Here is a 25609-nt window from a genome sequence, read left to right as displayed (position 1 = left end):
GTGATTATTACAAATTAGGTTATCTATTGGATTCTATATTTGTTTTAGTAAATAATATAAACAATCACGAGTATATGAAGTTAAAGAATAATACATCCGTTTTAAAGTTTTTTTTAGTCCTATTGATTTTATCTGGTTGTGCAGATCCATCATTAGATGGAGAATACATAACAAATGATTGCGATGCGATATTTGAGTTAGATACAACCAGAGGAGACGTTATACTAACATCACAGGAAGAAATAAATAATTGGAGTCAAGATGTAGATCAAATTAAAGGCAGTTTATACATCGGAAAATGTTTTGTTGATGATTCAACAAGTAATGGTATAGTAAATCTTAATACCTTAAGTACTATTAAAAAGGTCGAAGGAGATGTTATTTTTATTAGTAATCCTCTTACTTCTCTTGAAGGATTAGAAAATCTTGAACACATTGGAGGTGATTTAATATTAAATAGTAATGGAAGTCTAAAATCACTACGAGGATTACAAAACCTAAAACAGATAGATGGAACTCTGAAACTTTCTGGAATGTATCAACTGGAAAATATAGATGATTTAAGCAGTGTTAAAACTCTGGGCGGAGGTTTAGATTTTTGGTTAAATCCAAAACTGAAAAGTGTTAATGGTTTAATAAATGTCAATTCTTTCGGAGGATACATATCTATTGTATTTAATGAGTCACTTACAGATTTAAAAGGATTAAAAAATACAGGTCTATTTACACTAAATTATCTTAAACTCGAAAATAACCCGGAACTTACTACTTTAGATGGACTTGAAGGATTAAAAAATATAAATTCTGATGTCGAAGGGGGTATCACAGAACAAGGGTCATTGCTAATTAGTAGTAACCCCAAATTAGAAGAGGTGAATGCATTGAGTAATCTTATATCCGTTCAAAAAGACGTTGATATCAGAAAAAACGATATACTAAAAGATATCGAAGGATGCTCTAGTATTACGGAAGTTGGTGCACGTTTATGGGTGCTAGAAAACCCAGCATTAGCTACTATAGATGGATTACGAAATGTTGCTAAAGTTTCAGGAAGTTTTACAATATATGATAATGATGTAATAACTGATCTCGAAGGTTTACATTCGCTTTTACAGGTTGATTCATTCCTGATCGTTTCTAATAATGATAACCTTACGAATCTTTGTGGGTTAGCTAATTTAATACAATCAGAAAATGGTTTAAACATTGGATTGGCAGCTAATGACATACCATTTTTTGAGATAAAAGAAAATAGTTTTAATCCTACAAGAGAAAATCTGGAAAACAATATTTGTAGTGAATAAAAATTTGGGTTGTAAATAATTTAGCTGATATGTGAGCCTTTCATATAATACTTAAGAAAGTGGAGCATATCAGCTAAATTATTTAATCTTCAAAACATAATATACTCTGACGGAATTATCATTTCGACATATTTTATCTAATACTTACTATTACTTCGTGCTATAATTTTTAAAAACTAATAGCATGTTCAAAAAATATCGAATTCTTAAATGGAGTATAATCTCTATTTTATCTATTGTTCTTTCACTTTTTATTTTTGGTTGGTGGTTTATGGGTTTATTACCATCTTCAGAAAATAGAAAGGATATAACTATTACCCAAATATCAGATTTACCATATCTTTCGAAAAATACTATTCCAAAACGTGGGAAGATTTTGGTAATCGTCACCAGTACAGCTACTATGGGTAATACTAATAAAAGTACGGGCTATGAATTAACTGAATTATCACGTGCTTACTATGTTTTTCAAGCTAATGGTTTTGAGGTAGATATTGCTAGTCCATTAGGGGGAGAATCTCCTGTAGTAATTGATGATGAAGATATGGGATCTTATGATTTTGCTTTCTTAAATGATAGTTTAGCTCAGTATAAAGCGAAACATACCATTCCAGTACAAGATATTGACCCTGAGTTGTATGAAGCTGTATTTTTTGCAGGTGGAAAAGGAGCTATGTTTGATTTTCCAGAAAACACTTCTATTCAGTCTATTGTTAAAAACTTGTATCAATCTAATAAGGTGATCGGAGCAGTATGTCATGGACCTGCAGCACTAGTAAATGTAACTCTCGATACTGGTCGTCCTTTATTGGAGAATAAAAAAGTGAGCAGCTTCACCAATGATGAAGAATTATTATTGATTTCGGATGCGAAAAATATATTTCCTTTTCTATTACAAGATGAATTAGAAGCTAAAGGCGGTATTTTTAATGAAGGTACTATGTATTTGGAAAATATTAGTCAGGAGAATAATTTAGTAACTGGCCAGAATCCCTGGTCTACCTGGAAATTAGCAGAAACCATGATCACTCAATTGGGATACGTGCCAAAGTACAGAGAAATTACGGCAGAAGAAAATGCAGTAAAAGTTTTGAAGGTATATGAAGCTGAAGGATCTAAGAATGCAAAAGATTTAATTAAACAAATGATTTCTATAGATAAACAACCTATGGATAGAATACTAATAGCTAAACACGGTATTATAGCCGCGATGCAAGGTAAAATAGGAAAGTTTTTTAGTTTGGTAGGTTTAACATCTTATACAAAAAACATATCAAAAGATTTAGGAAATTAAAAGAACCAAAACACACTATTGCTAAACAAAAAGCATGAATTCTTCTAAAGGTTTATGCTTTCTTGGAATATCAAATATCCCTACATTTGAAAAAATTAGTCTATTGAGTTTTTTAGATATATTATTGGTTATTATAAGTAGTGCTGGACTTTTGCATGGAATACTTTTTGCCTGTTATTTAATCGTTTTCAAAAAGAAGAAGACATTGACTAATCTTTTACTTGGACTGATCCTCATATTTATGGCTTTTCGAATTGGAAAATCAGTAATGCTTAATTTTGGCGATAGTCTAGAACCCATTTTTATTTTTATAGGATTGGCATTTCTTTTACTTATAGGTCCATTATTTAGATGGTATATTTTAGGAATGACGTCTCCAAACTTTAAACTGCCGAAATACTATTATTTAGAAATTATTCCTTTTGTTTTTATTTTTGGCTCTAGTCTTTTTGTTACTAAAGAATGGTATGAAAACAGTAAACTGGTCATTGTCATTTTCGGGAGTGGTATCTTATTTATATACCTGCATTTAGCTTTATATATAGCATTCGGTTGGTGGATCTTGAAAAAAACAAAACAACAATATCAGCAAACAATACAAACAAAATCCCAAAGTGCTATATTTAGTTGGTTACGTTTCCTTATTATAGGTTTTATAGTTATCTGGATAACCTATGTGTTAAATATTTTAGATGAAACAGTACCATATATTGTAGGGCCCATTTTATATTCTGTAATTATTTATTTTTTAAGTTATAAGGCATTTGAATTAAAAGCAACAGATCTTGATGGAGCTATATTTAATACGAATGATAATGATCTTTTATTTGATCAGATTTCAAAATTAGTTGCTGATACAAAGTTATATCTCGAACCAGATATTTCATTAGTAAAGCTTAGTAAAATGCTAGGAAAAAGCACACAAATTACTTCATCAGTTATTAATCAATATGCAAAACGAAATTTTAATGATTTTATTAATCATTATCGTGTTCAGGAAGCTAAGAAATTACTTTCTAATTCAGAGGGTGATAAATACACTATTTCTGCTATTGCCTTTGATATAGGTTTTAGCAGTCTTTCTTCTTTTAATAGTGCATTTAAAAAGTTTGAGGGAATAACACCATCTAGATATCGAAAAGATAAAGCCTAGCATTCAAATTGTTATATATAAAAACAAGATATATATAATAAATTGAAAATAAGTTGATTAATATGTTGAATATCGAAAAAAAGGGGTCATTTTTGCACTTTGAAAAAATATTTTAATTTAATTACATTACAATGAATAAAGGAACAGTAAAATTCTTCAATGACACTAAAGGTTTTGGATTTATCACTGAAGAAGGTGCTAACAAAGATCACTTTGTACACATTTCTGGATTAATAGACGAAGTTCGTGAAGGCGATACAGTAGAATTTGATCTAAAAGAAGGTAACAAAGGATTAAACGCAGTGAACGTAAAAGTTATCTAATACATACATATACTTTCAAGTTTAATGAAAAGCTCATCAATTTTGATGGGCTTTTTTTATGATCTTATTCCTTCAATTACAATTCATTTAATTTTAGAAAAACATCAATAGCTTTTTTATGTAGAAAAGACGTTACTTTTTTCTATGACGTTTTTTCTTAGGTTGTTGATTAGAGTTTTTTCGTTTTTTAGTGTTATAAAGAGAGTTTTTTGATGATTTTTCTTCTTTTAGTTTTTTTAGATGCTCAATAATTTTAGATTTCACTTTAGATATTAAAATCTCTTCTCTTTTAATATAACTATAAAGACAACCGATCATCAAAGTAAAACCTGCTACGATCGGAATAGATCCATTTTCTATAAAGGGAAATTGAGTATAAAGATTAATAGCAACTCTAGGGTCAAAAGAGAAAAATACATAAAGTCCATAAAGCATAGCTAAGAATCCAAGAACTCCAAACAGGTAAATACTAATATTTATGTCTTTTTTTGCGTGTTTTTCTAGCTTAAGAATATTGGTGTCACTTAAAAAAGGATTGTTGTTTTCTTTTTCTTTTTGAATAAAAAGTAAGAAATCATAGTGTAAACTATCAAACGATATTCCATAACTCCTTTTATTAAGATCCTCCTTAGTAATTGTATACTTCATTTTTGTATCGTTTCATAAACAAAGATATATAATATAGAACCATACTGATCACTAAATAATTTGGAGCAGTTAAAAAACATCAAGAAAACTAACGGATTAGTATTTATTTTATTTAGAGTTTTACTTAATTCTTGAAATTATTAAAATACTCAATCTCTTCTAAATAAGACTAATAGAAATAATTAGTCTATACACAATATTTTATAAAATAAAGCGATATAAAATATGAAAATAGGTGTTTAATACTTGTAAAAAGTGTTTGTATTCTGTTTTTTAATCTCAAATCATTATACACTAATCATCATGAAAACAACAACTCAAAAAAAAAGCATTTTTAAAAACATGCGAGTCTTGCTATTAAGCGGATTATTGTTAACTTCTACACAATCAATTTCTCCACATGGTACTGTAACCAGTCCACCAAGTCGTGTTTGGATTTGTTTTCAGGAAAATCCTGAAAGTCCAGATTCACCGGCATGTATCGATATGGTTGCTTCTCACGGTACACAAGCTTTATATGATTGGAATGAAGTAGCACGAATGGATGCCAATGGTATGCATCGAGAAATTATACCAGATGGCAATTTAGCCAGTGCAGGACGACCTGATAAGTATGGAGGGTTGGATCAGGTAAGAGACGATTGGGTAGCAACACCAGTTTCTCCAGGACCATTTACCGTTACTTGGTCAATAACAGCACCACATGCAACATTATATTATGAAATATACATTACCAAAGAAGGTTGGAACCCCAATCAGCCACTTACCTGGGATAGTCTAGAGCTTCTGGAACGTACAGGAGAACTACCATTATCAGAAGAAGATAACATAGAAGTAATTTTACCAGAAAGAACAGGTAAACATGTTATCTATAGTATTTGGCAACGATCACTTAGTCCAGAAGCATTTTATTCCACGAGTGATGTAGATTTTGGTAATACGTTATCTATTGATGAGTTAAAAAAACCTTCGGCAAGCTTAGAACAAAATTACCCAAATCCATTTAGCGGGCAGAGTACTATAAAGTATAGTTTAGAGAGTGAATCTTCGGTAAATATTAAAGTTTATGACATTCTAGGGCAGGAGGTTGCTACGCTTGTTGATGAAGTTAAAAATGCTGGAGAGCACGAAATCATTTTTAATGCAGATCGTATACAAGGTAATGGCATATACTTTTATGTATTTAAAGTAGGAAATTATAAAGAAACTAGACGAATGGTTATACGGAATTAGTAGCATAGTAGCGTATCAAAAATTCAAGAATACACTTAGTTTTCATAACTATTTAATTATTATTGCCTTTATACAGATATATTATTTAGGATTTTAAGTCCGGGTAATGAATAGTTTGTATAAAGGCAATTTACTTTGTCAAGATATTAAATCATTTAATTGTTTAATAGTTCTAAAGCTCGTTCTATTCCACTATCTTTTTCTTCTTGAAAATCTACCGTTGATAAAAACGGGACTCGATTCTCTTGATTTACGGGTCCAATACCTATTGCTTCAAAAATGACTCCTTGTGGATCTTCATATACTTCATTAGATAAACCTACTTCTGCTCCATTGGGTAATGTGTGACTGAGAACATTAGACAAAACACCAGCTGTGTTCTCTCCTACAATCGTTACATAGGGTAAATCTTTCATACATAAAGCAAAAAGATCTGCTGCGCTTGCCGAAAAGGGGCTTGTAAGTACTATAATATTACCAGTAAATTGAAAATCTCCTTTGGGACCTACAGAAACAGCTCTTTTTTCTGTAAAACTATCGCCTAATCTAAATTTTTTAGTATATAAAAATCGCTCTTGATCCATAAAACGAGATACCATATCCAAAGTTGCTGTATCTAATCCTCCACCGTTAAAGCGTATGTCGATAATCAGGTTAGAAACTCCTGATGCTTCAACATCATTCATCATCGTATCTAACACAGCATTTAATGTTGACAACTCATCATTAAAATCTGTTCCATATCCTTCCATTGCTAAGATATTAATGTAACCAACATTGTCATTGATCAATCCCCATAGCATATTCTCATTTTCATCAATTTCAAAATCTCCACCTAAATATTCTGTGACTATTGTTGTAGCTTTTTGACCAAAAAGATCTCCTAAATCTTCTATATTCTCTATGATCAGCTCTCCACTTAGATTTGTATTAAGTATTTCGAATAATTTTGGTGCTCCTGAGTTAATGTCAATATCATTGTCTTCATCGTAGATACTCACATGTCCATCTTCTAATAAAACTACAAGCTCTTCTAAGATTTCATAAAAATTATCCGCCGTGACTTGATCTCTTAAGTTTTCATACTGAGACCAATCTACATTTCTGATTTCAAAAAAAGCATAATAATCATTAAAGATATTCCAAAAATGATCAAAATTCACCTTGGGATCATCTGTGCCAGCTATCTGATCAGGAAGACAAATTGAGTTTTGATTTGATAACCTAATAAATTCAAAATCAGATTCATTTAATTCCGTAGTTAATATCAGTTCATTAGGGCTTACTAGATTTGGAACAAAATCTTCTAGTTCATAATCATCATCTGCAATTGAGCATCCTGCGGTGTTTATATTATAAACTACATCTTTACCGTCTGTAAACTCCAGGATGTATCCTAGTTCTTCTGAGAACCAAAAGCCATTGATCGAATCTTCTACAGGAAGCGTGGGATTGTCATCATCCGTTTGGCAAGAAACAATTAATAATAACAGGAAGCATACGCATAGCTTTTTAATAATTGTAAAATGGATTTCTTTTTTGATAATGTGTACTATCATAATGCTAGTTTTTGATTTTTAGTAAAATGTAAAGAGATTAATAAAAGTTCTTATGGTATTAAAACTGAAGAAAACATTAAAAACGATATCCAATTTTTAGGTTAAAATAAGGTGTTAAACCAATTTCTCTTCCAGTGCTATTCCCAAATCCAAGTCCTCCACCAGCTCCAATCTCATAATTAAAATGATTGCCAATGTTTCTTCTAATCCCCCAGCTTATTGCTGTAAATGGATGACTTGATAAATTTCTATCCGTACCAGTATCTACATTGTCATAAAAATAGTAACTACCTCGTAACGAAACATAGTTACCACTGTTACCATCTATTCTTTTTCCTTGACTTACTCGTTTGTCTAAATTATAGTACCATCGAGGTTCTAAAGCTACTATAGGTAATGAATAACCATTTCCAACTTGCGTATCATTACCCTCTGCCCATAAACCTACAATTGCTATTCCTACTTCACTTCGTAAAGCGACTTGATTAGCTATTTTCAATTCATTATGAACCCATACGCCCATAACTCCGATCTGAATTCCAAAAATTGATTTTTCTACAGATGCTTCTTCTGCATTTTGTGAAAATCCAGAATAAGAAGTGTAAAGGAATAATAAAACAAAAGCTACTTTTTTCATACTAAATATTAATTTAAAGGGTATTATCAATTAAGACTAAGTAGTGTTTGATTCATTCATGTGTTTTTTGATTTCTCGATATAAAAGTATCGGAATCAAAAAGGAAAGAGAATGATTTTAGTGTTGAAGAAGTACTAAAACAGTAGGATTACACGAATTAGGACGTTTTTTGAAGCTTTCTAAAAGCACCAGGTGACATACCTAAATTAGTTTTAAAAGTACTATAGAAAACACTCTTAGATTTAAAACCAGCTTCTAAGCCAATAGCCTCTATAGAATATTTATTAAATATCGGATTATGTAATAAATTTTTAGCGGCTTCTATTCGATATTCATTTACAAACTGAATAATACTTTTATTAATTTCTTGATTTATAATCTGTGATAAATATCCTTCGCTTGTTTCTAATCGAGTTGCAAGATCTAACCTGCTTAAAAGAGGATTTTTATATAATTCCTCTTCTTCCATTAATATGTAGAGTTGAGTAATAATTTTAGAAACCGTAGTTTCATTTATTTGCTTTTTTATAGGAGTTTTATCGATTTTTCCTGAAACCAAATATCGATGTATCTCTTCTTTTTGAACAATGATTTGTAATCTGAATATTCCATAATACAAAACCCACCAGAATAAAAACGAAAGTGATATCCATAAAAAATTTGTAACATATTCCGAATCGTATATATATAGTTCAATATTAGACAAAAGCCAAACGATAATAATGCATATAATGAAAAGATTTAATCGTAATAACCAACGTCTTTTGTCTTCAGAAATAGTAGTGGCCTTTTTTATTAATCTCCTTGCCCAAAAGATTAAAAACACATTATAAGCAAAACCTAAAATGTCTTTAATGTCATATATTATAACATCAAAATCAGGGTCGTAAAAATTAAAAACAGCATGAAAAAAGGTAATAAAAACCTCAATTGCCAAAGAGCAAAAAAAAGGAACATAAAGCAATTTGTACCATCTTTTTTTTAGGTAGCTATGCTGAATTTGGATTAGAAAATAGGTGAATAAAGTTACGGTAACCAAAAATTCTAACATGATATTGTCTAAAAACTGTAAGACATAACCTTCTATGTCGTACCAACCTAAGAAGGTCAAACTTGTCAATAAGAACAAAGAAAAGGCGAGATATTTATTTGCACGATTCTTATAAAAAGAAGTAGTAACTAATGAGATACTTATAAAATATCCCATAATTCCACTTGCAATTACTATAAAATCTAGTATTGTTGTATCCAATCTTTAAAGAATTAATGGTATTAAAATTCAATGAGAAATATAAATTATTATAGCACGAATGTTTCAGATACCAAATATTCTATACATCATACCAATAACTGTAAATATTCTGGGATGTTACATTAGTTTTACAATTAATTATAAAATCAATTTTTAATATTTACGAGTTCATCTAATTATTTAACTAGTAGGAGAGGAGTATAACGTATGTAAAATAATTATTTATTTGGTAGTATTTAATTCTTTAATTATTTCATTTAAAGATAACCTTGCTTCTTTCATAATGGGTAGAAATGGCCAAATATGTGGCATGTTTTCACCTTCAATTACTTTAATTTTCACCTGAGCTGCTTTCAACTTATCGACAACCAATTTTTGATCAGGATAAGTAATGTCCTTTTCTCCTAGAAATAAGATAGTCTCAGGAAATCCTTCGAAATTTCCGTATAACGGTGAAATCATCTCGTTTTTTAAATCAACATGTCCAGCACACATTTTTTTGGCACTTAACAATCCAGCTTTTGAGAGCATTGGGTCAATTACATCTATTATATCAATTTCTGAATTAGTCATAGATGAATCCATTACTGGCGAAACGAGAATTAGTTTATTGGGTAGTTGTTGCTTATTAGTAATTAACCTCTGTATAAGTGCAATAATTAATGTACCTCCTACAGAATCACCTATTAACGAAATTTGATTTGATTTGTAGTTCTTTAAGGCCTCATTGTAGATTGAATTTACATTTTCGGAGATTTCTGATATGTTGTATTCAGGTGCTTTAGGGTAATTACACATCCAAATCGTGTAATCGGTTTGCTTTGTAATTATCTTTATCGTATCCCAATGATGTTGTCCTGGTCCTGAAATAAAAGCTCCGCCGTGAACAAATAGCAATAGTTTATTAGGAGTACTCTCTTTTTTTATTTCTGTGACTTCAGAATCCAAAACTTTAAATCGTTTCGTGATATGTTGTTTAAAAAATCTTCCTTTTGGATGATATACATCTTCTTTTCTGATACGCTTGAAATCTATGGGATCTTTACTGAAATTCTTTTTTAAACCTTTTAGTTTTATAACCAATAGCGTTAGATAATATGTAAAACTTTGTTTCATTATTTTCTTTTTAGTAATTCCCTTTATGAGGTTTTTATTATTTCTAAATACAGGAAAAGTATTTCACTTTAAAAATTGATCATTTCAATAACTTTTGTTTCACTGTCTGATAATTTTACGTGCTGCATTATACCTCCGCCAGTTTCATCCCATAGCATGAATGCGATAACATAATAGTCTCCCGCAGGTAAATCGTTAAATTCGAATTCTCCTTTTTCATTACACATTATCTTTCTAGTTTTATGGTAACCTTCTGGATCAGGAATGAACTTTGGGATTCCATTTTCTATATATACATAGCCAGAATCATCATTCTTGTAAATATGGTTTAATCGCTCTTTTGTATAAGCCGAATATGGATTTAATTCTATTCTAAAATCCTTTCCAAAACGGATATCTCCACTTTTTGATTTAAATTTTGCAATTCCTTTAATAGTAGAAGTTCCTGTATTCTTAAACCAACTAACATCATCTTCATTAAATTCGTTTTGTATTGTTATTGTTGTTTCGTTTTTTGTAGTCTTATCAGTACAACTATAAAAAATAACTGCTAGAAAAAATAGTGTATACCTCATTGGTTTTAAGTGTCTAATGGTTAATCAAAATTCTTTTTTATTCTTTTTACTATAGAATTAATTCTTTCAGAATGCATTAATCTTACTTCTTCTTTATTCAATGTTCCACCTAGAAGTATCATTTCTTTCTTATTAAATCTTTTCCCAAGCCTATCATCAAGCATTACATTTTTCATACTTTTAGCGATACCTATTTCTTCTAAAAATTTATTAGAATGACCAGCCGTACAAATTACAATGCCTTCAGGTACTTGTTTCATAACCAGATTCTTATCGATTACTTTATCATTGCCATATGCATATCCAACTGAATATACTCGATCAAACCAACCTTTTAGCTTTGCTGGACAATCGCTCCACCAAACTGGATATAAAAATATAATACAATCGGCTAGGGCAATTTTTTTTTGCTCTTTTTTTACATCATTAGTTATTGGTATATCAAGATTGGCAAAACCTTCTCGTTGATATTCTTCTTCACTCATATCTGTTTGAAAATTGATTGCATACAGATCAGAAACCTGAAAATCAATCTTTTCATTTTTTAGATTTGATTCCAATTGCTGTAAAATCTCATAAGTATATGAGTTTTTACTTGGGTGGCAAAATATAATTAGAACCTTCATTTCTTTCTTAAATTACATATTTCAATAATAATGGCATTCGTTTTTTAATTAATTATAAGAACCGACGTAAAATCTATTTCAAAATCCAGCAACACTTTTGCTATAAACTTAACTTCGCATTCATTAGGTTACATAAAAGACCTTTGATGGAAACTGCTTTAACATATCTAATTCTCTTTTGTGATTTTTGATTTACGAATCATAGCGATTCCTATCCATAAAAACCAAATTATTTGACTAATCCCAAAGATTTCTGTAAAAATATCCAATGGATAAATAGTTAATATACCTGCGATCCCTACAAGGATTCCTAATAAAACCAAAGCTCTGGAAAATGATTTGTTGTTTAAGGATATAAGACTAATGAGTAATACCCAAATTCCACCAACAATCTCATTTCCACCACCAAGCCCTTCAGAAATAACAGCTACACTAGACCATATTTGCATAGCATTTTCTGGTGATGTAATTCCTATTTCAAGCACCGAATTCAAACCAATATTTGTTATCATTCCACAGGCAATGACCAATCCAACCCAAATAACACCAAAGATGAAAGCAAGTTTTGATAAATTTGGTGAATCTTTTTTTATGCGATTATGAATTGCTAGTACTAATATCGTTAATAATATCCCAAATAAAATATAGCTAGTAAAGTTTAGAATTGATAAGGTTAGGTAATTCTCTGATAGAAAAAATAATTCTTCCTTAGCACTTGCATTTTCATCAGGATATTTTAAAACACCGCCATATATAGTGAAAGCTATGATGTATATAAGAGCTTCAAAAATTGAGCATACTCCACCAAACTTTTGTATATTTTTTATTTCCATTTTTTGTGTTTCGGTTATAACTTCAAAGATTATAATTTAGAAAACGAAAAGAATTGATATTTATCAAATAATGAACTTGATTTGATACTTTCTATCTTTTACTCTTAAATGATGGTATATCGTGGTAACAATAATTATACTATATAGTCTTCTTATAACATAACAATACTAATTACTATATAAACTAAAAAATGCAAAATTTGATAGAGACGTTTAGGGAAATTGGAAATCTCTCTAAAGAAAATGAGAAAGTATTGTTCAATACGATAGAACGTATCGAATTCCCTCCAAAAACCATACTTCACGAAACGGGTAAAGTATGTGATAGTATTTATTTTGTAGAAAAAGGAATTGCCAGAACATTTTATTATAAAAATGGAAAAGATATCACCTATTGGATTGCTCCAGAAAACGAATTTGTAGGGGCAATGGCAAGTTTCTTTTCTAGAGAAAAAAGTAATAAAATGGTTGAAACAATCGAACATTGCATTCTATGGAAATTTGAGCATCATAAACTAGAAGAACTATTTTCTTCTAATCAAGAGTTAGAGAAAGCAGCGAGATTATTTGCTAACCATGGAATTTCACTTTTAGAAAAACGATTTGATACGCTACATTTTAATACTGCAAAAGAACGTTATGACTTGTTAGTACATCAACAATCTAACATTTTGCAAAGAGTCCCATTAGGAATGATTGCTTCATATCTCGGAATTACTCAAGAAACGTTAAGTCGAATACGACATCAAAAATAGTTTTGGATATTTATCAAACGATCAGCCATTATTTAAATTTTAAAAAGCCTCGTATACTAAGATACGAGGCTTTTATTGAGATACTAGTTTTTCAATCTAATTTTCGGTTTTCATTATCGAAAAACACGTGTGTAATACTTAAATAATAATTTTGTTTGGCTTAACTCACTTTTATTCTTTTATTATTTTAAGTATTGTACTAGTCTTTTTTCCGCTTACTTTTCCATAATAAATACCTGTATTAAATTCGCTTATATTTATAATTTCATTATCGCTAGAAATTGATTTAGTAAGTACTTTACTTCCTTTGATATCATAAATCGTTATGATTGAATTTGCAGCATTTTGAATAATAGCTGTTGTCTTTACAGGATTTGGGTATATAATTATATCGGATGTAATTTTAACAGTATCAATATCATCATTATTACTTCTCAAACTTGTATTGAATTCGATCCAGTTAACATTAAATAAATAACCACTTCCTCCTGTAAATACTAAGTATACATCCTGTGTTCCACTAACATTACTAATGCTTGTGTTTACCGTAGTCCAATTCTGAAATCCACCGGTGTTACTTACATTAACAGACCCTATTAATGTTCCAGTAAGACTTCCTGTACGAACCTCTATAGTTCCTCCAGCATTTCTTGTTGCAACACGTGTATCTATATTAGAAATACCTGAAAGATTAATATTATCAAAGCGTAGCCAATCTCCATTATTTATCCATCCTACGTTTTCTCCACTTTCCGTGCTGTTTTCTGTTTGAATGCCTGACATATCATTATAATCTTCTGCTTCTAAACGAATATCTACAGTAGCTACAGGAGTTATATACCATTGTAAATTCTGACTAGAAGAACTTGAATTCCATAGATTAACATCTCTTCCTTCTACACCTCCTGATCCACCATTGATTGCGAACCCAGTTGCATTTCTTTTAATCAGTTTATAACCACCATCAGCCATAGCTATTTTTTGCCATTGTTGATTTTGATTGATATCATTTGTTTCCCATAGGTATACAGTTTGATTATTTGCTCCTCCGTCATCCCCATCAAGACTGTAATTGGTTCCATATTTCTCGTAAGAATAATATCCATTTCCATGATTTATTTCGACCCAAAGTTGACCTTCATCTGAGGTATCGGCAGAGGAGAGCGTTACATTTTGTCCATTCGTTCCGCCAGTACCTCCATCAATAGCAAATCCTGTAGCATTACGTTTGGTAATATGAACTATAGTTTCATTTGTAGGAGAATTATCTACTATTTCGTAATCAAAGGTTTCCCAAGTTCCATCTGCATTTCCTAAAGGAAAAAGAGTACTGTTATTTACGTTCCAATTTGCCTGAACCCATCCATTATTGAATAGGCTTTTCAGTGCTACTTGATTAGCACCTTTTGGTTCCCATCCAAAATTCTCCCAGGTTCCTGGAGCATTTCCATTTGCACGGATTGCTGCATTTGTATTCGTGCCAACTACTTGAACGTATTTATCTGTAGCTACTGATCTAAGAGCGATGCATCCATTAGTATGCTGTTCTACATAAAACAATGCTCTATCGGCTTCTTCTCCATTGGCGATAAGATTGGAATTGGAACTATCAATAGTAATCCACTTCTGATCACCTCCAGATTTTCTAAATGCAATTATTTCTCCTATTGGTGCATCAGTATCACAGGTTGGAGTAGAAGGATTATCACCCCATCCTAATGTTTCCAAATCCTCGGCCGGAAATTCATTCTCGGATTTTATTCTAATATTACGATAGTATAATTCTGCACCTTCTGATTGTATTTGTATTTGACCACTAGTAACTGCATTTCCATTCCAAGTAGCATCTTGCAGTGCATTTACCATAACACCATTTACATAATGAATCGCTCTATCACCGATTACAATAACCTCTAATAAATTCCATTGTCCATTAGGTAATTCCGGATTTGATCCTGCTCTTATTAATGTTCCGGTATTGAGCGGAGCCATAGGTTTGAATGTCAATCCACCGGTATTCTCTGAAGGTACTAAGCCCCGAGTACCTGCTAAACCGATATAATCTCCCAAGTCACCTTCTTGTACCTGAAACTCCAAAGAAGATTTCCAAACATCCCAAAACGATCCATGTTCTCCATTACAGTGATAAAGAATACCACTGTCTCTTAACTGGTTTAATCGAGGTTCCCATTTTAATTCTCCCCATTTAAACTCCATACTAAGATGGTAATTCTCATATTCATTTAAAGTGGTAAGACCACCATATACTTCTCCTGTGATGTATAATTGTTTTTCTCCTTCAGCCTCTATAACTGAAAATACATTTCTAGGATCATTTTCTAATCCCAGAGGAGTCCCTGATCCATTAGTTACATTATTACTGCTGCCAGGTAAACCTGTAGTAGTATGGGGTACTCCCATCCATATTTCCCAACATTCTAAATCATTTTCCAGTAAATCTGTCCATTGATTAGTTAATGTCGCACCACAATCATTTATAATATCTGTATCCAGTCTGTTAGCAGTCCAAAGCACCGCCTTTTCAATCATTTGCCTAAATGTTTGATTATTCTCATAGGTACTTCCATTATGACCTAGCGCAGTATAAAATGACCTTCCACCATCGAACTCCTTTAACCAAGTTATTGGACGAGTGGCATCGTAACTTTGATTACCTGTAGCTTGGACTTCTAACAGGTTTTGATTTGTGTCACTTAATTGACCTCCATTAAGCTCCCAATAGTACCATTCTTCTTCATGTGACCAAGTATCTCCAACATTCCCAATGTGATCGGTAACGGGATGATTGACCAACAAATTCATAGCTCCTGGTAAATTATTAGAAGTATGATTAGGACTTGTTTGAACAATTGCGCCGACTAGTTCATTATACCAGGGCCAAGTGGACGCAGCATTTGTACCTCTATAGGTATCAGTTGCGGAATGAAAACCTACAAAACCACCTCCGTTTTGTATGAATGATTCCATAGCTGCTTGTTGACTATCGTTTAGAAGATCACCACCAGTTGTATTAGAAAAAACTATAACTTCATAATTGGCTAAATTTTCTGTAGTAAAAACAGATGCATCTCTTGTGGCATCTACAGACCAGGTATCATGACTGCTATTAGATCCCAATTCCTCCAACATTGTGATACTGGCGTTTATAGCACCTGTATGCCTAAAACCATTGGTTTCGTGAAAAACTAATAGATTAAAATCTTGACCATATGCAAACTGAATGAACAATGAAAAAAAACAGACAGCTAACAGGAGCACTTTATTCTTAAATTGAGATTTCTTTTTCATAATTTTTACTTTAACTAATTTACTTCTTTATAATTTTTAAGATCGTTTTATCCTTTTGTGATAACACCTTAGCATAATATAAACCAGTTGGTAAATTGCTTAAATCTATAGTTTCAGTGTTATTAACGATCGTTGCATTATATACTTTTTTACCATTTACATTATAAATACTAATAACAGAATCTGCTGCTCTCTCAATAGTGATAGTATTTACTATTGGATTTGGATATAAACTAGGTGTTAGAAGTTTATTATCATTTACTGAAAGTAAAGTATCCTCGGAGAAGCTAAAAGAATCAATATCTAACAAATATCCTGGATCTCCAGTAAATACAAAGTAAATATCTTGCACTCCTGTTACCAAAGAAATATTTGTTGAAACCGTTTCCCAGCTAGTCCATGATCCTGTATTCGGAACCTCTAAAGTTCCTAGCAAATTACCCGTAATACTTGTTTGTCTTATTTCTATATTTCCACCTGAATTTCCACTAGATACTAATGCGGATATTGATGTTGCTCCTGAGCTAAAATCTATTCCTTCAAACTTTATCCAATCACCATCTTCTATATAACCCACTGCATCACCAGTAATTTGTACTCCTAACATGTCACAAAAATCCTCTGCTTCAATTTGTGTAAATGCATCCTGACTGTCGCATGGTGGAACAATATCGTAACAATCATCGGCATAAGTAATATCATTGTTAGCACCATTATCACTTACTGGTCCACAGCTAATTATTGTATTTCCACTGGCAGATGATTCTAGAATAATACGATATTCTGTTTCGTTTACAATGGTAGAGTTATCGCCTGTGATTACAATGGCACGTGTTTCGTCAGTATCCAATGGACCTGGCGTTCTGTGAAAGATAATGTTATGATTATTTCCTAGAATATCTGCTATATTATGAGGACCAATAGCATTAGGAGAAGGTATAATGGTCATTTCAATATTTTGACGAGAACGACTTAAACGAAAGTCACTTAAGGGAGCATATGTGAAATTACCACTTGATCCAGTAATTGTTCCACCTGCAGGCATATTGTAATTCGTTCCACCAGAACCACAATCAATAGCTTGGCTATTTTTTACTGTTGCACTAGAAGCTAAGTAAAGACGAATTCCGCCTCGCATTTGTTTTACTGTACAGTTTTCTACGGTTACACTACCCGTATTATTATATGAACGAATTCCATCTTCAGAAAGAGGATATACATGATTATAAGGAATATCATAGGATTCTTCAAAAGGTAATCTCCAAGAACCATCTCCTGTTGGAAATTTATAATCCGTTAAATAGGGGAGGTCATAGGTTTCTGTGTCATTATACATATCGTCACTCAGACGCATTCTACCTTCTATATAACAATTTTTAATTGTCGTTTCTGTAGCTCCACTTTGCATGAAAATACCATGACCAAAAGCATAATGATACATTGTAATACCATCTAGGGTATTTCCAATTCCTCCACCATCAATTCCTGTAACTAAAATCCCGCAACGTTTACTCAAGCCAAAGGTGTTTTGGGAACCAATACCATATTGACTTCCATAACCATAAGGAAAAGATCCTTTTACTATCATTTCGAGACCTTCTACTAAATTTTGATTTCCCGTAATTGACATAATAGGATCACCTCTTAATCCATACGCCAGATTATCTCTATCATTATTATAAGCACTAAAATCAGTGACTTCCTCCAAACCATTTCTATAGAAATCTTCAATAGCACCATTTCGTATGACGTTATTATCACCAGAAATAATAAAATAAACCTCTCTAATAGATCCGACCAAGGTATTAATACGTGCTCCAGTCATATCAATGGTATTACCAGACCCGCTACAATTAATAACTCTAGAATTGCTTGGTAAATCTTCTAGATAGTAGTTACCTGCTTCCAAAACAATCTCTTGATTACTATTTTGAACCGCGATTCTAAATTGTTCTAATGAATTCACAACGGTTGTTTGTGCAGTTGTAGAATGAATAGGATATAATAACGTCATTAAAATAAGAAGTGTTATATAATGGCGTTTCCGTTTTATTTTTTTGCAATTTATTTTCAATAAGTAATGAGGACGAATAGCTTGCATTAGGTAGTTGGTTAATAGGTTTAAATGGATTAACCAAATTTTAAATTGGTCAACCAATTATCTAATATATGTAACTATCTAATATTTCATAATTCCTTTTTAGAATTCGTAAGCAATCCTTTAGAATATGAAGTCGATATAAAAAATATTAATGATCCATTTACTTGGGAAGCAGAAAAAGGAAAAATCATGCTAGGTTTAGGCTATATTGGTTTAATGGACGAAATCGCCATTTTTGATAAGTCTCTAAACCTTGAAGAAATAACAACTGTCTATGGGCTTAAAAGTGGTATAAAAACATTATTCAAATAAGCGTTTAGATAACTATAAAGAATAAGAGTTAAAATATACAATCAATAACCCTCAATGTAAACAAAGGGTTATTGATTTATAACTTCATAATTTTAATAATTGAATTGAATCTAAATTACCAAAATTCAAAAATTGAATATGTGACTTTCTGGTTATCTCATAACCAATCTTAATTCAAAATTTTAGTAAGAAACATTATACCAAAGTTATTTTAAAGCCACTTGGCCTTTAGATCTTTGTATTTAGTTCTTCCGATAGGGATACGCTCTCCATTTTTAAGCTCAGCAATATATTTGCTTCCAGATTCTACAATAATTTCCTTTACCTCAGACATCTTTAGCAAATATGATTTATGAATACGCTCAAAAGAAAACGCTAACAACTGTTCTAGTTTATCCAATGATTTATCGTGTAACTCTTTTTTTCCATCTTTTAGAAAGACTTCTGTATAGCTTCCTGCACCTTTAATATAAAGAACATCAGAAACGGGTACTAGCTGTATTCTTTGTCTTTTTTTTATGGCTAAAAATTTAATATCATTTGTAGTTGTTTTTTCACTGGTGATGGTTTTATGTAGAGCTTTCTCTAACCGATCTCTATTGAATGGTTTAGGGACAAAATCTAATACTCCATATTCGAAAGCCGTAATTGCCTGATCTTTATAAGCAGAAATAATAATAGTATGAAACGATTCGGAAACTGCAGTTGTAAGCAAGTCAAAACCACTATCACCATTAAGGTTTAAATCTAGCAACATAAGATCTAATGAACTATTCTTAATAAATTGCAATGCCTCTGGGAGAGTATTAATATGTTTTAAGGACTTTAATGCGTTACCAAAAATATCGCGAGTCATGCGTTCGATTCTTTTGGCTATTCTAGATTCATCTTCAACGATTAAAATATTCATTTCTTTAAGAGTATATTTTTATGATATTTTTCCAACCTTGATTTGTTGGCTCTGAAATAAAATCCCAATTTGATTGATAACTTTCTGTAAGCCGTGCCTTAACATATTTCAGTCCGGTACCATCTTCTGTATTTCTTGATACTGATCGTGCTTTAATGGCAAAGGTTAAAAATGTATAACATTTATACTGATGAGTCGATTCGAAAATAAGTTTAAATGTAATACTATTATCTTCTAAGGGCAAGCTATGTGTAATTCCATTTTCCAAAAGCGTGTGAAAGATTCCAGGAGGTACTTTTTGCTCATGATCTATGTTTTCTTCTTGCCAGAAATAGTTGATTTCTTTCCGGTATTCCATAATCTCCAGATGTGTACGACAAAGCGCTATCTCTTGTGAAATAGGTATTAATGTATGATTTTCAATTTGATTAAAGAGATCAAATTCTTTAGCTAACTCCTCGATAAACAAAACCCCTTTCTTAGGTGATTCTTCTATCCAGTCTATCAATGAAGTCAAGGTATTCATTAAAAAATGTGGTTGAATATTTTTTTTGAGTAATTCTAAGCGCAAACGAGTGGATTGAACTAAAGAATTTTCATAAGCAAGCCGTTGTTCTTTAATTCTCATAGAAAGTAAATAAAACATCCCAAGAAGAATAAGACTAAAACCTGCAAATAAGCTTTTGTTAAAAGGAGTGGCAAAACCAATAGATACCGATAGTAGGAGAGTACATAGCACAAGAAGAGCACCTTTCATTTTTTTATAAACCCCATACAATACAACTCCAAATGAAAATAACCACATGCTTAAAACCATATTATTAGCGGTCAATTCATAGACATATCTCGATAGGAAAAAGAATGACAAAATAATAGAATAAATGGTTAGCAGTAGTTTTCTTTTTGGAAAAGGAAACTGCATAGAAAAATAGAATGGAATCAAAAAAGAAATACCAAGCATCAAAATACTGATGACACGTAAACGTACCACATGCATACTGTAATGGATGTGTATATAAGTTTTCATGAATTCTGCCAATATCAAAGTAAAAAAGAGGAAACAGCAAATACTGAAAATTAATGTTGCATACTCTTTTTTGTTACTTAAAAAGAGAAATAGAAAATAGATAGAAGTAATAAGAAAGGCTCCTGCAAAGAGATGCATATAGGAAGATTCGATGAGTCGATCGTTCAATAGCTCCTCGTAGTAGTTCATTTTTAATCCCCATATCCCAGAATGATCAGGGAAATAATAAAGACTTGAGCGTATGGCCAATATATGTTCACCCACTTCTGTCAGATCAGTCGGAATGCTAAAAGTTGCCCACATTTTACCTTCAGGTGGCAATACAGCTTCCTGACCTGGATTCCCGTTTTTTCCAATCAATACCCCATCCCAAAAAACCTCATACTCTCCGTAAACATCTAATTGGATTCCATAAGGATGTAATGATTCAGGGGCTTTCAAAATATCGATTAGAGTCCTGAACCAGTAAATCTGACCATCAAATACAATAATTTTCTCTTTTTCCCAAGATTGATCATTTAGATCTCTGGCAGCCCATTCTTGTTGATCTCCAATTTTGAATACTGTCTCATGCTCCTCGAAAACAGGGCTTTGGGAGCAAGATATCATCAGTAGCAATACCAATAAAAGACAAGGCGAAAATTTCAAGTTCATTTTAGCAGTTTTACGGATGTAAGATAACCATTATGGATAGCTTCTTAGAGCAGTTCATTACTCTATAGAGCAGTTGGTAAAATTTACATTGAATTCCTGAAAGAAAAACACATCTTTTGTAAGAGAAAAAATTATTATAAAAATATTAAAACTAACAAAAAGATCTATTCCATATCACCTTGGATATTTATAGTTGTCAAAAAAAATCATTTAAGCTAAAGCAATGCTTTACATATAAAAAGTAAGAAAGATGAAAACTAATTATTTAAAACAAGTAAAAATATTATTCGTTTTTACTTTCCTAATTGGCTTCAGTGTTTCTTGTCAGGACAATAAAAAGTCAAACCTTACTTTATTGAGCAATCAAATCCCTACGGATATGCCTTTAATTTTTGCTCCAGGTATTATTTCAATTGATAATCACGTTTCTAGTTCGATTACTTTTAATTCCGATATGGATGAACTGTTTTTCAATCGTAGAAAACCAGGAGAAAGCCATAATCTCTATACTATGAAATTGATAGCTGGTAAATGGTCTTCGCCGAAACCAGCATCTTTTTCAACAAACAAAAAACATCTAGATTTTCATCCTCGTTTTGGTCCAAATGGAAAACGTCTCTATTTCGGAAGTACAAGACCATTTAATAATACTATTACAACATCAACTACACAAAGAAGATTACATCAATGGTATGTTGAAAAAGATGAAAATGGTGTTTGGGGTACGCCAGTTATTATGAGAAAACCATTTTTAGATATATATATCATGTGTACGACACCTTCAGAAAATGGTAATCTATATTTTACTTCTGGTGAGGGGCCTGGTGCTGATAATGAAGGTATTTATTATGCTGTTAATCAGAAAGGTCGTTATGGTGCTATTGAAAGAATGGATGATGTAATCAACAATAATGGCAAGTGGATTGCGCATCCTTTTATAGCTCCCGACGAAAGCTATATCCTATATGATTCTCAAAAAGCATCAGAACCTAATAATAGCGATATATTCATCAGCTTCAATAAAAATGGGACTTGGACAAAGTCCTATAGCTTAGGGCCTAAAATAAATACGAAAATAAATGAGAACGCTGCCACTGTTTCTGCTGATGGAAAGTATCTGTTTTTCTCTAGGGGTGAAGAAAAAGTAAGACAAGACGGAAGTACATATTGGACATCGTATACGTATTGGATAGATTTTGTTCAGTTGAAAAAAGAACTTTTAGAGAATATAAATGATAACTAATAATTTAAACTATATGGAAAAAAGTATGACTATAAAGACTCTTTTATGTAAAGTGTTATTGATAATCTTTTTATCCTGTGATGAAGCACCTAAATCAACTTCTCATACAATTGCTTATAGTTCAATTGATTCAGGTAATGTAGAAATTTATTTAGGTGATATAGAAGGTAAATCAAATATTAAAAGTACAAATGAAAATGGTGGTTATTTAGCTTGGTCTCCTAACGGAAAACATTTTGCTTTTTATTATAAATATGATGAAAGAAAAACCTGGTCCATTCATACAATGAATATTGATGGTACGAATAGGAAAAGATTAACTCATGAAAAAAACAAATGGGACAATTCACCAGCGTGGTCTCCTGATGGAAAAAAAATCGTTTTTTCAAGAGCGTATAGAGATGCTGATAAAAATTGGAAGAAAGAACTTTGGATTATGAATTCAGATGGTAGTGAGCAGACTCAAATAAAATCACTAAAAGGGGGAGGCCCTTATTTCACAAAAGATGGAAGAATAGTCTTTCACTCAGAAAACCAGAAAAGTTGGATAAGCATAGCGAATATCGATGGTAGCGATCTAATTCAGTTGACAGACAATGAAGCTGAAGAGCAGCATCCCGAGGTTTCTCCGGATGGAAAACAAATTGCTTTTATGTCTAACAGAGATGGAAATCATGAAATTTATGTGATGAATATAGATGGTTCTAACCAAAAACGATTAACAAATAATGATGTTGATGATTGGTATCCATCTTGGTCTCCTGATGGGACTCAACTAATCTTTTCATCACTTAGAGATGGAGAAAAAAGCATTTATATTATGAACAAAGATGGTGCTGAAGTAAGAAAAATTATACCTAATGCTACAAGTCCGGCGTGGTTAAAAATTGTTCAATAATAGCTGTTAAGATTTTATAAATATGAATAATATTATCACAATCCTTTTAATCATAATTCTTTTCCAATCATGTACAGAAGAATCAAATACTGATACTACAATTGATTTAATTAAAAAGGTAGAAACTGGTCTCACAACTCGAGTGCACATAGCCGGTGATTCTACATGGTCTATAGAAGAACGTATGAAACACTATGGAGTTCCAGGTGTTAGTATTGCTGTCATCAATAATGGTAAAATTGCTTGGGCAAAAGGCTACGGTATAATGGATAAGGAAAGTAAAGCTCCTGTGACTGAGCAAACACTTTTCCAAGTATCAAATATTGGCATGCCTCTAACTGCGTATGGTGCATTACGTCTTGTAGAACAAAATAAAGTAAGCTTAAATGAAAACATTAACAGCTATTTAAAATCTTGGAAATTGCCTGATAGTGAATTTACCAAAGAAAGGAAAGCCACTATAAAAAATCTTTTAAGTCATACTGCTGGAATAAACGTGCACTCATTTAAAGGATATAGTACAGATGTACCTGTACCAACACTTATAGAGGTATTAAATGGAACGCCTCCAGCCAATTCAAGTCCAGTCATGGTAGATAAAGTCCTTGATGAAAGTTTTTGGATTTCAGCTGGTGGCTATACAATCATTCAACAAATGATGATGGATGTTGAGGGCAAAAAATTCCCAGAGATTATGAATGAATTAGTGCTGCAGCCTTTTGGGATGAGCAATAGTAGTTTTAATCAACCTCTTACTATAGAACAATTAAAGATGGCAGCAACTGGTTATTTGCGAGATGGTTCTATGGTAAAAGGTAAAAGACATACCTATCCAGAATTGGCTTCAAACGGATTATGGACAAATGCCAAAGACCTTGCGAAATTTGTAATCAACATACAGCAAACCCTAAAAGATAATAGTACTAAAGGATTATCAAAAGATATGACAGAATTAATGCTTACTCCATTAGTGGAAAATCGCTGGGGACTAAATGGACTAGGGTTTTCAATTTCTTATAAGAAAGATGAAATCTACTTTAGAAAAAATGGATGGAGTACAGGGTTTTATAGTGAGATGATGGCTCATAGAGACAACGGGCATGGTGTAGTTGTGTTAACGAACTCCCTTAAACCAGATTTAGTTTATGAACTGGTCCGTTCTGTTGCTCTTGCTTATGATTGGGATAATTATGTTCCAGTACATAAAAAAATGGAAACTGAACAGTCTTTAGTCAATAAAATTACGGGTAGATATATGGAAAATGGTAGGATTGTAGAGGTTTTTCAAAAGAACAATCAACTGTTCTATAGAAACATCCTTGATCTAGAAGCAGAAGAACTAGTCAAAGTCTCGGATAGTAGCTTTGTTAAAAGAAATTCTACTCGACTTATTCAATTCAAACCAAATTCTAAAAATGAAACTGTCAATTTGCTTTATATTAATAGAAACGATGGAACAATAGCTTCAACTTTTGTTAAGATGGATACTGATAAAAAAGAACCTGTAGAATTCCTTCTTGAAGGTGACTTTAAAAAAGCACTTAATGCATATATGGTATTAATCAAACAGGACTCAATTCATCCTACAGTTACTGAAGACTACTTAAATAATTTAGGACATCGTTTTTTAAACGAGGATAGAATGAAACTATCACAAGATGTTTTCAAAGTTAATATGATGCTCTATCCAGAAAGTTTCAAAGTGTACGATAGTTATGCAAAAGCCTGTATGAAAATAGGAAAAATTGATCTCGCAATTTTAAATTTCTCGAAATCACTTGAATTAAATCCGCAAAATAACTATGCCAATGATATGCTTATGGAATTACAAAAGAGTGAATAAAACA

At 31.8% G+C, this 25609-nt stretch carries 22 protein-coding genes; 10 read left to right on the top strand and 12 right to left on the bottom strand.

Translation table 11 applies throughout. From position 1 onward, the window contains the following. Positions 1-74 precede the first annotated feature (74 nt). The 4 genes from Q0829_RS03720 to Q0829_RS03705 all read left to right on the top strand — a co-directional run bounded on the left by Q0829_RS03720 (position 75) and on the right by Q0829_RS03705 (position 4074). Positions 75-1304, top strand: coding sequence for a hypothetical protein (locus tag Q0829_RS03720; protein WP_298540074.1), 1230 nt, complete (start codon positions 75-77; stop codon positions 1302-1304). A 184-nt stretch (positions 1305-1488) separates the two neighbouring features. Then, complete coding sequence (locus Q0829_RS03715) at positions 1489-2598, top strand: type 1 glutamine amidotransferase domain-containing protein (protein WP_298540071.1); 1110 nt, start codon at positions 1489-1491, stop codon at positions 2596-2598. Between the two features lie 34 nt (positions 2599-2632). Beyond that, positions 2633-3751, top strand: coding sequence for a helix-turn-helix domain-containing protein (locus tag Q0829_RS03710; RefSeq protein WP_298540069.1), 1119 nt, complete (start codon positions 2633-2635; stop codon positions 3749-3751). A gap of 131 nt (positions 3752-3882) precedes the next feature. Beyond that, positions 3883-4074, top strand: a complete 192-nt coding sequence (locus tag Q0829_RS03705) for a cold shock domain-containing protein (RefSeq protein ID WP_298540066.1) — start codon at positions 3883-3885, stop codon at positions 4072-4074. A 132-nt stretch (positions 4075-4206) separates the two neighbouring features. Here Q0829_RS03705 and Q0829_RS03700 read toward each other — a convergent pair whose 3' ends face one another. After that, positions 4207-4722 (bottom strand): hypothetical protein, encoded by a 516-nt coding sequence (locus Q0829_RS03700; protein WP_298540064.1) that lies wholly within the window; start codon positions 4720-4722, stop codon positions 4207-4209. 303 nt (positions 4723-5025) lie between these two features. On the opposite strand from Q0829_RS03700, the gene Q0829_RS03695 reads away from it, so the two are divergent. Next, a complete protein-coding gene (locus tag Q0829_RS03695; RefSeq protein WP_298540062.1) occupies positions 5026-5955 on the top strand; it encodes a lytic polysaccharide monooxygenase in 930 nt (309 codons plus the stop codon). A 155-nt stretch (positions 5956-6110) separates the two neighbouring features. On the opposite strand, the gene Q0829_RS03690 is transcribed toward Q0829_RS03695, so the two are convergent. From Q0829_RS03690 to Q0829_RS03660, 7 genes are all read right to left on the bottom strand, one after another. Continuing rightward, on the bottom strand, positions 6111-7514 hold the full coding sequence (locus Q0829_RS03690; protein ID WP_298540060.1) for a S41 family peptidase: 1404 nt from the start codon (positions 7512-7514) through the stop codon (positions 6111-6113). 76 nt (positions 7515-7590) lie between these two features. Then, positions 7591-8151 (bottom strand): hypothetical protein, encoded by a 561-nt coding sequence (locus tag Q0829_RS03685; RefSeq protein ID WP_298540058.1) that lies wholly within the window; start codon positions 8149-8151, stop codon positions 7591-7593. A 157-nt stretch (positions 8152-8308) separates the two neighbouring features. Further along, the gene (locus tag Q0829_RS03680; protein WP_298540056.1) at positions 8309-9403 is read right to left on the bottom strand and encodes a helix-turn-helix domain-containing protein; all 1095 of its coding nucleotides are present in this window, start codon (positions 9401-9403) and stop codon (positions 8309-8311) included. 222 nt (positions 9404-9625) lie between these two features. Then, entirely contained in the window at positions 9626-10519 is an 894-nt protein-coding gene (locus Q0829_RS03675) for an alpha/beta hydrolase (protein ID WP_298540054.1), read from the bottom strand. A 68-nt stretch (positions 10520-10587) separates the two neighbouring features. Then, a complete protein-coding gene (locus Q0829_RS03670) occupies positions 10588-11094 on the bottom strand; it encodes a hypothetical protein (protein WP_298540052.1) in 507 nt (168 codons plus the stop codon). 20 nt (positions 11095-11114) lie between these two features. After that, entirely contained in the window at positions 11115-11720 is a 606-nt protein-coding gene (locus tag Q0829_RS03665; protein ID WP_298540050.1) for an NAD(P)H-dependent oxidoreductase, read from the bottom strand. A 167-nt stretch (positions 11721-11887) separates the two neighbouring features. Beyond that, positions 11888-12553, bottom strand: coding sequence for a hypothetical protein (locus Q0829_RS03660; RefSeq protein ID WP_298540048.1), 666 nt, complete (start codon positions 12551-12553; stop codon positions 11888-11890). A gap of 191 nt (positions 12554-12744) precedes the next feature. On the opposite strand from Q0829_RS03660, the gene Q0829_RS03655 reads away from it, so the two are divergent. Continuing rightward, entirely contained in the window at positions 12745-13308 is a 564-nt protein-coding gene (locus tag Q0829_RS03655) for a Crp/Fnr family transcriptional regulator (protein WP_298540046.1), read from the top strand. Positions 13309-13479: 171 nt separating this feature from the next. Here Q0829_RS03655 and Q0829_RS03650 read toward each other — a convergent pair whose 3' ends face one another. Both Q0829_RS03650 and Q0829_RS03645 read right to left on the bottom strand, forming a co-directional pair. Continuing rightward, positions 13480-16617: a ThuA domain-containing protein gene (locus Q0829_RS03650; RefSeq protein ID WP_298540044.1), complete on the bottom strand. Its 3138-nt coding sequence runs from the start codon at positions 16615-16617 to the stop codon at positions 13480-13482. Between the two features lie 19 nt (positions 16618-16636). Beyond that, positions 16637-18631, bottom strand: a complete 1995-nt coding sequence (locus Q0829_RS03645; RefSeq protein WP_298540042.1) for a carbohydrate-binding protein — start codon at positions 18629-18631, stop codon at positions 16637-16639. A 132-nt stretch (positions 18632-18763) separates the two neighbouring features. Between Q0829_RS03645 and Q0829_RS03640 the strand changes: the two genes are divergently transcribed. Continuing rightward, positions 18764-19030 (top strand): hypothetical protein, encoded by a 267-nt coding sequence (locus Q0829_RS03640; protein ID WP_298540040.1) that lies wholly within the window; start codon positions 18764-18766, stop codon positions 19028-19030. 211 nt (positions 19031-19241) lie between these two features. Here Q0829_RS03640 and Q0829_RS03635 read toward each other — a convergent pair whose 3' ends face one another. Continuing rightward, positions 19242-19940 carry a LytTR family DNA-binding domain-containing protein gene (locus Q0829_RS03635; protein WP_298540038.1) on the bottom strand — a complete coding sequence of 233 codons (699 nt, stop codon included), beginning with the start codon at positions 19938-19940 and terminating at the stop codon, positions 19242-19244. A gap of 4 nt (positions 19941-19944) precedes the next feature. After that, complete coding sequence (locus Q0829_RS03630; RefSeq protein ID WP_298540037.1) at positions 19945-21621, bottom strand: histidine kinase; 1677 nt, start codon at positions 21619-21621, stop codon at positions 19945-19947. A 250-nt stretch (positions 21622-21871) separates the two neighbouring features. On the opposite strand from Q0829_RS03630, the gene Q0829_RS03625 reads away from it, so the two are divergent. The 3 genes from Q0829_RS03625 to Q0829_RS03615 are packed head-to-tail and all read left to right on the top strand — an operon-like array spanning position 21872 to position 25605. Continuing rightward, positions 21872-22864, top strand: a complete 993-nt coding sequence (locus tag Q0829_RS03625; protein ID WP_298540035.1) for a hypothetical protein — start codon at positions 21872-21874, stop codon at positions 22862-22864. A 13-nt stretch (positions 22865-22877) separates the two neighbouring features. Then, positions 22878-23762 (top strand): DUF5050 domain-containing protein, encoded by an 885-nt coding sequence (locus tag Q0829_RS03620; protein ID WP_298540032.1) that lies wholly within the window; start codon positions 22878-22880, stop codon positions 23760-23762. Between the two features lie 22 nt (positions 23763-23784). After that, the gene (locus Q0829_RS03615) at positions 23785-25605 is read left to right on the top strand and encodes a serine hydrolase domain-containing protein (protein ID WP_298540030.1); all 1821 of its coding nucleotides are present in this window, start codon (positions 23785-23787) and stop codon (positions 25603-25605) included. Positions 25606-25609: the final 4 nt, after the last annotated feature.

The organism is uncultured Aquimarina sp., from assembly GCF_947492405.1.
Classification (GTDB): Bacteria; Bacteroidota; Bacteroidia; order Flavobacteriales; family Flavobacteriaceae; genus Aquimarina.
Note: the sequence above shows the minus strand (reverse complement) of the source record. Positions and strands in the feature narration are given on the sequence as shown.